General features: G+C 61.4%; 12 protein-coding genes and 1 tRNA gene. 7 read left to right on the forward strand and 6 right to left on the reverse strand.

The features are described from left to right. Positions 1–122: 122 nt before the first annotated feature. Positions 123–208 (forward strand) — tRNA-Leu (locus tag So717_RS09325). A gap of 41 nt (positions 209–249) precedes the next feature. Next, the gene (locus tag So717_RS09330) at positions 250–636 is read left to right on the forward strand and encodes a hypothetical protein (RefSeq protein WP_159976457.1); all 387 of its coding nucleotides are present in this window, start codon (positions 250–252) and stop codon (positions 634–636) included. A 56-nt stretch (positions 637–692) separates the two neighbouring features. Here So717_RS09330 and So717_RS09335 read toward each other — a convergent pair whose 3' ends face one another. The 5 genes from So717_RS09335 to So717_RS09355 form a co-directional block, all read right to left on the reverse strand. Beyond that, complete coding sequence (locus So717_RS09335) at positions 693–1,325, reverse strand: nucleotidyltransferase family protein (protein ID WP_159976460.1); 633 nt, start codon at positions 1,323–1,325, stop codon at positions 693–695. Positions 1,326–1,366: 41 nt separating this feature from the next. Continuing rightward, positions 1,367–3,784 carry a GcvT family protein gene (locus So717_RS09340; RefSeq protein WP_159976463.1) on the reverse strand — a complete coding sequence of 806 codons (2,418 nt, stop codon included), beginning with the start codon at positions 3,782–3,784 and terminating at the stop codon, positions 1,367–1,369. 128 nt (positions 3,785–3,912) lie between these two features. Next, positions 3,913–4,368 (reverse strand): carboxymuconolactone decarboxylase family protein, encoded by a 456-nt coding sequence (locus tag So717_RS09345; protein ID WP_159976466.1) that lies wholly within the window; start codon positions 4,366–4,368, stop codon positions 3,913–3,915. Between the two features lie 12 nt (positions 4,369–4,380). Further along, entirely contained in the window at positions 4,381–4,881 is a 501-nt protein-coding gene (locus tag So717_RS09350) for an Rrf2 family transcriptional regulator (RefSeq protein ID WP_159976469.1), read from the reverse strand. A gap of 173 nt (positions 4,882–5,054) precedes the next feature. After that, positions 5,055–5,378 (reverse strand): hypothetical protein, encoded by a 324-nt coding sequence (locus So717_RS09355; protein WP_159976472.1) that lies wholly within the window; start codon positions 5,376–5,378, stop codon positions 5,055–5,057. A 213-nt stretch (positions 5,379–5,591) separates the two neighbouring features. Here So717_RS09355 and So717_RS09360 point away from each other — a divergent pair, with 213 nt between their 5' ends. From So717_RS09360 to So717_RS22265, 5 genes are all read left to right on the forward strand, one after another. Then, a complete protein-coding gene (locus So717_RS09360; RefSeq protein ID WP_159976475.1) occupies positions 5,592–8,012 on the forward strand; it encodes a GcvT family protein in 2,421 nt (806 codons plus the stop codon). Positions 8,013–8,048: 36 nt separating this feature from the next. Then, complete coding sequence (locus So717_RS09365) at positions 8,049–8,363, forward strand: ArsR/SmtB family transcription factor (protein WP_202981904.1); 315 nt, start codon at positions 8,049–8,051, stop codon at positions 8,361–8,363. Next, a complete protein-coding gene (locus So717_RS09370; protein ID WP_159976478.1) occupies positions 8,360–8,677 on the forward strand; it encodes an SRPBCC family protein in 318 nt (105 codons plus the stop codon). The genes So717_RS09365 and So717_RS09370 overlap by 4 nt, the downstream gene beginning before the upstream one ends. A 43-nt stretch (positions 8,678–8,720) precedes the next feature. Beyond that, positions 8,721–9,338 (forward strand): ATP-dependent Clp protease proteolytic subunit, encoded by a 618-nt coding sequence (locus tag So717_RS09375; RefSeq protein WP_159976481.1) that lies wholly within the window; start codon positions 8,721–8,723, stop codon positions 9,336–9,338. Positions 9,339–9,452: 114 nt separating this feature from the next. Then, positions 9,453–9,986 (forward strand): ImmA/IrrE family metallo-endopeptidase, encoded by a 534-nt coding sequence (locus So717_RS22265; RefSeq protein WP_275113668.1) that lies wholly within the window; start codon positions 9,453–9,455, stop codon positions 9,984–9,986. Between the two features lie 897 nt (positions 9,987–10,883). Here the strand turns inward: So717_RS22265 and So717_RS09385 are convergent. Then, positions 10,884–12,203, reverse strand: a complete 1,320-nt coding sequence (locus So717_RS09385; protein WP_159976487.1) for an HlyC/CorC family transporter — start codon at positions 12,201–12,203, stop codon at positions 10,884–10,886. Between the last annotated feature and the right edge of the window lie 41 nt (positions 12,204–12,244).

A 12,244-nucleotide genomic window follows, 5' to 3' on the forward strand; every position in this document is an offset into this window, starting at 1 on the left:
CAAACCGATGCGCCAGCACCGGGGAGCGGATGCCAAGTGGTCGGCGGTCCTTGCGGTTCTGGCAAAAAAGCGCGTCTTTGCGCTGGACGGCGGGCGCAACCTTGGGTACGGAAGGGCAGAGTGCCCAAGTGGCGGAATGGTAGACGCAGCGGATTCAAAATCCGCCGGTAGTGATACCGTGCCGGTTCGAGTCCGGCCTTGGGTACCAACTGATTTCATTCAGATTTCCGCACCACGCTGTTCGAGCCGATGGTTGCGGCAGCTGAAAGGTCCGGGGTTGAGAAAGCTCCGGATGACCCTGGTGATCCCGCTGAGCGCGGTTATTTCGAACGACTTTTCATAAAATTTCGCACATCATCTGACGCTGAATTGCGTCAGGTCAAAGCGGGCGCTATATGTATCGGCAAAATTCCCTCCAAAGTAGTATTTGCGCAGGAGCTGCCTACCATGAAGTTCGACCATGTGTCTCTGGAAAAGGGCCGAGAGGCGCTTCACGAAAACACACTGTTTATCGATCCCGACAAAGATCCGACCAGCTGGAATATGCATGTTGCCATGAATGCCATTCTCTGCGCGCTGGAAGATCACACGGAACAGTTGAAAAAGGTCGAGGATATGTTGAAGGCCCGCGACTAGGTTGGACGTCCGCGGCACCCTCGTGGAGTGATTGGCGGGGGTGCCCCCGGACCAGGCTATTGTGCAGCAGCTTGCGCCCGCTCCGCACGCCACCGCGCCCAATCCTCCGGCGTATCAAGATCGCGCCTTGCGCGCTGTCCCGGCAAGGGGATCAGGGCAACCCGGTCGCCCGCCTGGACCACAACCTCCCGTCCGCCGCCATCGCCTGTGAGCGTGGAAAAGGCGGGGAATAGCGCGGACGCAAAGACAATCGGGTGCCCCGGCTTGCCGTCCGCTGTGCTGCCGCGCCAGATCAACGTGTCAGAGGTCAGGTCAACGGCGTTCAGAACCTGCAGGAGGTCGCTCTGCTGCAAGTCGGGCAGGTCAGCGAGCAACAGCATCGCGGCGGGCGGCGCGCCGGGCAGGGCGGCAAAGGCCGTGCGCAGGCTTGCATTCATCCCCTCATCTGCATCCGGCACCGCCACCCGGTTGACGGCAAGAGCATCCAGACATTGATAGCGGGGATGGGGTGGCGATGGCAGTGCCAGCAATACGGGCCCGGATGTGACCGAGCAGGCCAGATTCGCCTGTCGCCGCAGCAGCGGCATGCCCTCGACCGGCTCCAGCAATTTGTCTGTGCCGCGCATCCGGCTGGACTGTCCTGCGGCCAGCAGAATGATCGGTATGTCGCTGATCGGTGGGACTGTCATGCGCCACCCTAGCGCAACTTCGGTATAATCGAAAGCGATGCTTAGCCGCGCATGCGGGCCCCATCCGGATCGAAGAGCGGTTTGGTCAAGACTTGCGCGGGGCGCATTTGCCCAAGGATCTCGATGTCGACTTGCGGTGCGCCGCCTGACAGATCTGTTGGCAGAAAGCCCAGGGCCACGGATGTCTGTGTGTGATGCGCATAGCCACCCGAGGTGCAAAACCCCACAACCTCGCCGCCCAGCCAGATCGGCTCATAACCATGTACGTCCGCACCGTCAGCGGCGACCGCAAAGGCCACCAAGCGGCGGCTGGGGCCTGCGCCACGCTCGGCCTCTGCCGCCGCGCGACCGATGAAGTCGGCGGTCTTGTCGAAGTGGATAAATCGGTCGAGACCCGTCTCGGCGGCAGTGTAGTCGGGCGAATACTCGGCCATCCAACTGCCAAAGAACTTGTCGAGGCGCAGCGACATCATCGCGCGCATGCCAAAGGGCGTGATCCCCAGTGGCTGACCCGCAGCCCAGAGCGTGGACCACAGCGCGCGCTGGCTTATCGGATCACAATAGATCTCATACCCAAGATCACCGGTGTAGCTGACCCGCTGCACGATGCAGTCGCTCATTCCCACGGTCAGGCGGCGCACGTCGAGGAAAGCCATATCAGAGATGTCAGCGCGGGCGCAGGCGGAAAGCAGGTCGCGCGCACGGGGGCCTGCGATCTGAAAGCCACTGCGCAGGTCACTTATGTTTTCGAGGGTTGCGCCGTCTTCCTGATGCAGGAGGAACCAGCGCCAGTGAAAGGCCTGCGCGCTGTAAGACGCGGTGAGCTGGAATTCGGTTTCGCTGAGGCACGAGAGGGTGAAATCGCCGATCAAGCGGCCTTTGCGCGAGAGCATGGGACTTAGGCTGAGCCGCCCGGGTGCGGGCACGCGACCGGCCATGATACGGTTGAGCCAGGCCCGCGCGCGCGGGCCGGTGACGCGGTACTTGCCGAAGTTCTGCAGCTCGTTGATCCCCACAGCATGGCGCACCGCATGCACCTCCCGCGCGGTTGCGGCGAAGGCGTCGGAGCGGCGGAAAGACGGCGTCTCATACGTCGGTTCATCGCCTTGTGCGAAGTAATTCGCGACCTCCAACCCGTACTGCTGGCCCCAGACGGCCCCCATGTCGGAGAAGATGTCATACATCGGCGTTGTGCGATTGGGGCGGGCTGCGGGCAGCTCTTCGTTCGGGTAGGCGACGGAGAATCTTTTCTGATAGTTTTCAATGACTTTCGGCAGCGTGTAGCCCGGTGTGATCCAGTCACCGAAACGCGCCACATCCATCGCCATGGTGTCGCGCTCGGTCTCGCCGTGGATCATCCATTGCGCGAGCATCAGGCCCACGCCACCACCTTGCGAGAAGCCCGCCATTACCCCGCAGGCGGACCAGTAGTTGCGCAGGCCCGGCACCGGGCCCATCAGCGGGTTGCCGTCAGGCGCAAAGGTGAAGGGGCCGTGAATGACCGATTTGACCCCGGCGCGTTCCAGGTCGGGAAAGCGTTTGTAAGCAAAATCAATGCTCTGTTCGATCTTGTCAAAGTCGTTGGGCAGCAGGTCTTGTCCGAACTCCCAGGATGTGCCCTCGACCGCCCAGGGGCGGCAGTGTTGTTCATAGAACCCGATACACAGACCCTTGCCCTCCTGCCGCAGATAGCTTTCGCCTGCCGGGTCCATCACATGCGGGTGCTCGTGCCCCTCGGCCATCATCTCGGCGATCAGCGGCACTTCTTCGGTGACCAGATACTGGTGCTCCATCGGGTGCAGCGGTAGGTAGACCCCTGCCATCGCGCCGACTTCGCGCGCCCAAAGTCCGGCTGCGTTGACAATGTGCTCCGCATGGATCGTGCCTTTGTCGGTGACCACGTCCCAGGTGCCGTCCGGGCGCGGATTGGTCTCGCGCACCATGCAGTGGGTCTCGATGGTCGCCCCGCCCATGCGCGCGGCCTTGGCGTAGGCATGGGTGGTGCCGGAGGGGTCAAGATGGCCGTCGAGCGGGTCGTAAAGCGCGCCGAGGATGCCATCGATGTTGGTCACAGGCGCGATCTGCTTGATCTCCTCGGGGGTGACGATCTCAGTCTCCAACCCCATAAAGCGGTGCTTGGCGCGCTCGGCCAGCAGCATGTCAAAGCGGTCGCGATTGTCCGCAAGGGTCACGCCGCCCACGTGGTGCAGCCCGCAGGACAGGCCGGTGATCTCCTCCAACTCCTTGTAAAGGTTGATTGTGTAGCCTTGCAGAGCGGCCATGTTGGTGTCGCCGTTCAGCGTGTGAAAGCCGCCCGCCGCATGCCATGTCGACCCGGCTGTCAGCTCGGCGCGTTCCAGCAGCATCACGTCGGACCACCCCAGTTTGGTAAGGTGATAGAGCACGGAGCAGCCGACAACACCGCCTCCGATCACGGCAACACGGGTTGTGGTTTGCATTTGAGCGCCTCCGGGTCTGGGATGCGGCCACCTTGAAAAGCGCCCGGCGCCCAGGCTGGTTCAGAAGCGACAGGTTTTGCCGTTTTCGGGGCGCCGCGCCCCGACATATTGCCAGGCGCGGCGCAGGCTCAGGCGGCGCGATCCACCGTGTGCTGCATGCGAAAGCCGACAGCCAGCCGGTTCCAGATGTTTATGGTGCCAATGGCGACGCTGTAGTCGGTGATCTCCTTGTCCGAGTAGTGCTCGCGCATCGCTTCATAGGCCTCATCCGGGGCGCCGGTCTCGGCAACTTTGGTCAAGGCGTCCGTCCAGGCGAGCAGGGCGCGCTCGCGCGGGGTGTAGACAGCGGCCTCGTGCCAGACGGCGACCAGCGCGATCCACTGTTCCGACAGCCCGTCTTTGCGCGCCTCGCGGGTGTGCATGTCGACGCAATAGGCGCAGCCGTTGATCAGCGAGGCCCGCAGTTTCAGCAGGTGGATCAGCCGTCGCTCCAACCCGGCGTCCTGGGCCACGTATTGCTCTAACCCATAAACCGCTTTCACAGCGTCTGGGGCGGCGGTCATGTAATCGAGGCGTTGGGTCATCTTGATGTCCTTTCAGGGGATTGGTTTGCGCATGTGAATGTCAAAGAAGGCGCAGCCGCGGGCCGCGATGCTGCCATCGTCGGCGGCGGCCAGATCGGCCAGCAAATCCGCAAGGGTCGTGCGGCGCAATTCGGCGCGGTAGGCCCGTTCGGCGCGCAGCATGGCGGCATTGATCTGACAGGGCGCCTTGAACTGCGCAGCGGGCAGGGGGTTTGGCCCATTCTGACGGATCTCCTTGCAGCGGAAGGCAGGCTCCGGCCCCTCCAAGGCCAGCACCACGTCAAGCAGCGTGATATCTTCCGGCGCGCGGGCGAGCCTGTAGCCGCCGCGCGGGCCAGGCTCCGTCTGCAAGAGGCCCGCCTTGGAGAGCGCCTGCAGGTGCTTCAACAGGTAGCTGGTTGAGACGCCGTGGAATTCCGCCATGGCTTTTGCAGACAGCAACCCGCCCTCCGGCAGCGCGGCGAGTAATGTGGCGCAATGCAGCGCCTGTTCTATTCCGTCACTTAGCTTCACGAGGCATTCCATCGAATCATGGATATAAATTATCCGCGATAAGATGGGATGCAAGGGATGATGTTCCAGACCAGTGGACGCAACTTGGCTGGGCTAAGACGTGTAAATCTCACAGGCGTGTGGCGGCCAAACACCCAAGATCGCACAAGACACGCGCAGTGGCGGGCCGGCCGTTAGAACTTCGCGCAGCCGCTAAACCCTTCACCTTCGAGGAAATCGCCAAAATCCAGCTGATCCGCCTCCTCCAGCTGAATGGCAAAGTTCAAAGACGCGGCCAGAACCCGGGTTTGATCGTAGGTGTCGTTGCATCTGTATTGGGTCGACCAGTCGTTCCATCGGATATCGAACACCATCCTCTGATCGTTTTGCCGGTAGAAATAGCCGCGCACGTCCTCTTTGTGCACCACATATCGACCGTTGATCACGATCATATCGGCCACGGCGCCCGACGCCTGCAAACAGAGGATCAAGGCAGCGGTCAGGCGTGTGAGTGTCATGAGGTGTCCTTCGATGCGTCAGTGCGGTGGTCGGTGTCTGCTCAGGATGCCGCGTCTGTTTCTGCGCGGCAACCTCTTTGCTGATGCGCAATGCGGGGTCATCCCTCAGCTTCGGATTGTCCGCCTGCGACAGATCATGTCGCGCTTCAGCAATTCGGAGGTGGTGCGCTGCGGCAGGGTGGTCCTCAGTTGTCGCCGCACAGGACCCACCCCATGCGCTCCCATGCTCAGGCCGTTGTGATTGGAGGTGGCGTGATCGGCTGCTCGATCCTCTACCATCTGACCAAGCTGGGGTGGCGGGATGTGGTGCTGCTGGAGCGGGATGAGTTGACGAGCGGGTCCACGTGGCATGCAGCGGCGAATATCCACGGGCTGCACGACAGCACCAATATCAGCCGCATCCAGCACTATACGATGACCCTATACAAAGACTTGGAGGCAGAGACGGGGCAGAGCTGCGGCGTGTTTCAGCCAGGCTCGCTCTATCTGGCGCAGACCGAGGCGCGGGAGCATCAGCTGCGGTTGCAAGCGGCGAAGGCGAAGCTCTACGGCATGAACTTTCATGAGGTGTCGCGCCAGCAGGCGGAGGCGCTGCATCCGCTGGTCAGCTACGATGGCATCCGCTGCATCATGTGGGAACCGGACGGCGGCAATGTGGACCCCTCTGGGGTGACGAATGCGTATGCGGCGGGCGCGCGGCAGAACGGGGCGGAGATCATCCGGTTCTGCCCGGTAACAGGCACCGAGCCGCAAGCCGACGGCAGCTGGATCGTGCGCACACCAAAAGGCGATATCCACACCGATTGGGTCGTGAATGCGGCCGGGCTTTGGGGCCGCGAGTTGGCGGCGCTGGCCGGTGTGACGCTGCCGCTGCAGCCCACCGAGCACCAGTATTTCGTGACCGAGACCATTGCGGAGATTGCAGCACTTGACCGGCGGCTGCCCTCGGTAGCGGACCGGGACGGCGAGTATTATCTGCGCCAGGAAGGCAAGGGGCTACTGGTTGGCGCTTATGAGAAGGATGTGCGCTTCTGGGCCGAGGAGGGCACGCCGCAGGGCTTTGGGCATGAGCTCTTTGCAGATGATCTGGAGCGCATCGAGGAGAACATGCTGCGCGCTATCGACCGTGTGCCGGTGGTGGGCGCGGCGGGCATCAAGCGCGTGATCAATGGGCCGATGATCTGGTCGCCGGATTCGAATGTGCTGTTCGGGCCGGTGCCGGAGCTGTCGCATTACTTCTGTTGCAACGGGATCATCCCAGGCTTCTCGCAGTCGGGTGGCATGGGGCTTCTGGCGGCTGATTGGATTGTCACGGGTGAGACGCGCTATGACATGTTCGCCTGGGATGTTGCGCGGTTTGGAGATTGGGCGGATGCGGCGTTCACCAAAGCGCGTGTGGCAGACCAATACGCCAACCGCTTCAAGATCCACTTTCCGAATGAAGAGCGCACGGCAGGGCGACCCGTACGGACGCGCCCGGTGTATGAGGCGCAAAGGGCTGCGGGCGCGGTCTTTGGCCTGAACTCCGGGTGGGAGCATCCGCTGTGGTATAGTGCAGAGCCCGGCACCGTCGAGACAGAGGGGTTCACGCGGCAGAACTGGTTCGAGCCGGTGGGCGCGGAATGCCGGATTCTGCGGGAGCGGGCGGGGATCATCGACATCTCGAATTTCGCCAGATACCGCTGCGCCGGGCCGGGGGCGGAGCAGTGGCTGAACGCGGTTTTTGCGAACCGGATGCCTTGGGCCGTGGGCCGCTCCTGTCTGACCCCGCTGATCGGTAAGCGCGGCGGGATCGCCGGGGATTTCACGGTGACACGCAGGGGTGAGGCGGAGTTCTGGGTGATCGGCTCAGGCATGGCCGAACGCTATCACCAGCGGTTCTTCAAAGAGGTGCCGCTGCCCGAAGACACCATATTCGAGAGCTGGACTGAGAGGATGTGCGGTTTCAACGTGGCTGGGCCAGCTGCGCGCGACATGCTGCAAGGGCTGACGGAGACGTCGTTGGAGACGGCGGATTTTCCGTTCATGGCGAGCCGCTGGATCGAGGTCAGCGACATCCGCGTTCTGGCGCTACGGGTGAGTTTCACCGGTGATCTGGGCTGGGAGCTGCATTGCAATGCGGCCGATCAGCTGCGGCTGTGGGAAGCCCTGATGCAGGCAGGTAGGACTGTGGGCGCGGGGCCGGTGGGCAGCCGGGCGCTGATGAGCCTGCGCATCGAGAAGGGGTATGGCTCCTGGTCGCGCGAGTATTCCCCTGAGTATTGGCCGCAGGAGGTGGGGCTGGAGCGGCTCTGCAAACTGGAGAAGGACTTCCTCAACAAGGATGCGGTGGCGGAGACACTGGCCAAAGCGCCGCGTCAGCGGCTGGTGTTGCTGGCGCTGGATGGTGCGCAGACCGATGCCTCAAACGCGGATGCGACGGGCGGTGAGCCGATCTTCAAAGATGGTGTGGGCATCGGGCGCGTGACCTCGGGGGCCTACGGCTATTCGGTTGGTCAGAGTCTGGCGCTAGGCTTCGTCAAGGATGCGGTGCCGGGCGACACGGTCGAGGTCATGGTTTTGGGGCGACCGCATGGGGCAGTGATCCTGCATGAGGCACCGTTTGACCCCCAAGGCATACGGCTGCGCGCGTAGCTTGCTTTTCATATAAGTATATGCTTATGTGATTCCATGGAACAGGATGATATCTTCAAGGCGCTGGCTGACCCCACGCGGCGGCGCATCTTCGACAAGCTGTCGGCGGGGGCGATGAACGCCAGTGCGCTGCGCGAGGGGATCGCGATCAGCCAGCCTGCGATGTCACAGCATCTGTCAGTGCTGCGCGGCGCGGGGCTGGTGCGGGAAGAACGCCAAGGGCGCTATGTGAACTATGAGGTGAACCCCGACGGGCTTGCCGAAATCGCGCTCTGGCTCGGCAAATACCGCGCCTATTGGCCCGCGCGGATCGACGCGCTGCGCGATCTTTTGAAGGAGATGGATCAATGAGTGATGAGACCGAGCTTGTGCAGGACTATGATCTCGACGCGCCTCCTGAGAAGGTCCGGCGGGCGGTCAGCATTCCTGAGTTTCGCGAACAGTGGTTGCCAACCGAGGATCTGGCCGATCCAGCGCCAGCGGAGACCGGTGGGCGCATCAGCTATGACATGAAAGAGGATGCGCCACTGCCGGGCAGCCGGGTGAGCTTTGAGATCACACCCAATGATCAAGGAGGCACCCGGTTGCGCGTGATCCACCGGGTGACACAGCCGTCGACCGTGGCGGCCAACATAAACGGGCCGGGCCTGATGATGGCCGCCTGACCCCTGTTTTCGACCTAAAATTCAACGTGAAGGAGCTTCGCCGATGCGCGATACGATGCAACTCGTCCCTATGGTTGTCGAACAATCGAGCCGTGGAGAGCGGTCATTTGATATCTACTCCCGCCTGCTGCGCGAGCGGATCATCTTCATGAACGGGGAGGTGAACGATCAGATCTCCGCTCTGGTCTGTGCGCAGCTGCTGTTTCTGGAGGCGGACAATCCCAGCAAACCGATCCACATGTATATCAACTCACCGGGCGGCGTGGTGACCAGTGGCCTGGCGATGTATGACACGATGCAATACATCCGCGCGCCGGTGCATACGCTCTGCATGGGCACGGCCTGGTCGATGGGGTCGTTCCTTCTGATGGCGGGAGCGGCGGGGCACCGCGCGGCGCTGCCCAATGCAAATGTGATGATCCACCAGCCGGCGGGCGGCTATCAGGGCAAAGCCACAGATATCCTGATCCACGCCGAAGAGACCCGCAAAACCAAGGAGCGGATGATCCAGCTCTACGCCAAGCATTGCAAGAAAGACGCGAAGGCCTTTGAGGCGGGCATGGATCGCGACAACTTCATGACACCGGAAGAGGCATTGGAGTGGGGGCTGATCGATGAAGTACTTGAGGCACGCAGTGCGGAGAGCGGTGAGCCGGTCTAGGCGCAAGATCGGGGGAGGGCGCATCCTCTGCTGTGCCGAACTGTTGAGAATTCGCAGAATGATAACCTTTCCAGCTTACCAGCAATGGCAGAAATTGACTACGAGGTTCTCAATATGCCTGCCAGGCACTTGCCCTATCCCTATGTCCAGCCTGATGCATCACGCCAAACGCGCCTTGAAATCGAAGTTCTGGCGGACAAATGCGCTCATGAGTGGGGCTACCGAAGCGGAAAATCTTTGGACGCGGTTTGCAAGGCCGCTGGCGTCGATATCGAGTACTCTCGCCGACCAAATGAAATCATGCTCGACGTCCCACTAGACGATCAACCGATCATCTGGCTGCCACGCACCGGGCGCAAGCGCGATGACCGCGTCATAATCGCCACAGCTCTTGGGCATTGGGCCACGCATGTGGATGACACGCGCAAAGCCAACCCGGGCTGCGGCGTGCAAGCGCTGTATGAACCAGACACGCCTGAAGCGCTGGAAGAGGCAAATGCCTTTGGACTGGCCTTTCTCATGCCCACAGAAGAGTTCATGGAGTCCTGGGCTCAGGGACGATCGCAAGCTGCTTCTGACTGCTTTGATGTGCCCACGAAGATCGCCTATTTGCGCGCCAAAGGCCTCGATTTGGGCGATACGGCCTAAGTCGAGCGGTTTTGCTCTGCTCGCATCCGCAGACCCGCAAGCCCGGCCAAGCCTGTCAGCACGAGAGGTAGACCTGCTGGAAGGGGAACAGGTTCGGGTGCCCGGGTGCTGACCTCCCAAGACAAGGATCTGGTGATATCGTCCGTGGCGACCCCGGATACGGCGGCTGGAGAAAACTGAATGATGCCAAAAGAATCGAAAAACAGAGTAGCTGACGTATTGTTGGGAGAGCAGATGCCGGTGCCGGACCCTGACGCTTCCAAGCATCCATCTGTAACCACTATGTTTTGAAATGTCCCATTTGTAGACAAGTCGAAGGTCCGCTTGCCACCCGCGAAAGGGTTGGTCATACCCGAGATCGTGATATCGATGATGGCTGCATGTTTCACCGGTGTGACAAAGAAAGCCAACGCAGCGGCCTCGATTGACTTCCGAAATGACATACCTGTCCCCCAAAGCAAATTTGCGCAATCATTGTTCGCGCGCACATTGAAACAAAGCAATTCGGATGGAATATTGCTTTCTATTCGAAGATCTATTTTTGTTTTGGATCAATGAGTTGCCTCTTCTTTTTCCCTATTGAGGACAGTCTCGGACGTGTGCGACGACTGCTTCAGGTTTGGCGACGTTACCGGAGTGGGCTGCACCTCTCTAAGTACAAGAGATTCCCCTATCGAGGGCGTTCGCAGCAGGGAAAACGGGGCGCGATTGACCACGACGGAAGCAGCAAACTGGCATTGTGTTAGTGTCGCGTCATCACCAGGGATCGAGATGGCATGCGTGTGGCATGCACCACGCTACGGCAGTGCGGGCGCTGGTTGCCTCATCTGCATCCCGATGTGTAGCCACGCCGCTCAAGCGCGGGTTTTAAGGCGCGAGTGTCAAGCCCAACGCCACTCAGACACGATCCGCCAAAGGCCGGATTTTCAGCCCGGTGACACGGTTGCCATCGCGGGCCATGACCTCAAAGCGAAACCCGTGGAACGAAAACACCTGGCCGACGGTCGGGATCATCTGCGCCTCGTGGATCACCAGACCGGCCACCGTGTTGGCTTCCTCGTCCGGAAGGTTCCAGTCCGTCGCGCGGTTGAGGTCGCGGATGGTCATGGCGCCCTCCACCTCGAAGTGCCCGTCGGGGCCGGGTGTCACGGCCTGATCGTCGCCGGGGTCGAATTCATCGGTGATCTCACCCACAATCTCTTCGAGGATGTCTTCCAGTGTGATCAGCCCCTGCAGCGAGCCGTATTCATCGACCACCAGCGCAAAATGCGTGTGCCGCCGCAGGAACTGGCGCATCTGCTCGTCGAGGGTCGAGGTTTCGGGCACAAAATAGGGCTCCATCGCCACATCCGTGATCTTGAAATCGCGCAGCTTGCTGGCATCGCCGTCCGGGCCGCCGATGATCTTGTACATGGCGCGCAAGAGGTCCTTGGCGTGGATCACGCCGATGATGTTCTCCTGATCATCCAAGTAGAGGGGCAGCCGCGTGTGGCTGGAGGTGAGGCACTGCTCAAGGATGTCCTGCGGGGCATCTTCGGCGTTGATCATCTCAATGCCGGAGCGGTGCAGCATGATCTCTTCCACCACCCGGTCACCCAGATCCAGCGCGCCGAGAATACGGTCCCGGTCCTCCTTTTCCACCACGCCTTCGGAGTGACCCAGATGCAGCGCGCCCGCGATCTCTTCGCGCACGGCGAGGATGTTACTGTCGGGGTCGATCGTCACGCCAAAGACGCGCAGCACCCCACGCACCAACAGACGAACGATGGCAACGATGGGCGAGAAGATCTTGACCACAATCGAGATCGGCCCGGAGACCATCGAGGCGGCGGTCTCGGAATTGGTGATGGCATAGGTCTTGGGCAGCACCTCGGCAAAGATCAGCACCAGCAGCGTCATCACAAGGGTGGCGAGCGCCACGCCGCTTTCGCCAAAGGCGCGGGTGAAAATCACCGTGGCCAGCGAGGCCGCGAGGATGTTCACCAGGTTGTTGCCAAGGAGCACCGAGCCGATCAGGCGTTCGTTGTCCTCGGTGATCCGCAGCGCGCGCTGCGCCCCTTTGGAGCCCTTGTCGGCCTGCGCGCGCAGCTTGCCGCGCGAGGCGGCGGTCAGCGCGGTTTCGGAGCCCGAGAAAAACCCGGAGAGAACAAGAAGGAAGATGATTACGCCCGCTGTAAGCCAAAACGCGCCATCAAGCGTTGCAGTCGCCGTTTCCATTTGGAATGCTGTCCTATGATGAGATTGCAATGGTTATGGGC

It is taken from the genome of Roseobacter cerasinus, assembly GCF_009811755.1.
GTDB lineage: Bacteria > Pseudomonadota > Alphaproteobacteria > Rhodobacterales > Rhodobacteraceae > Roseobacter > Roseobacter cerasinus.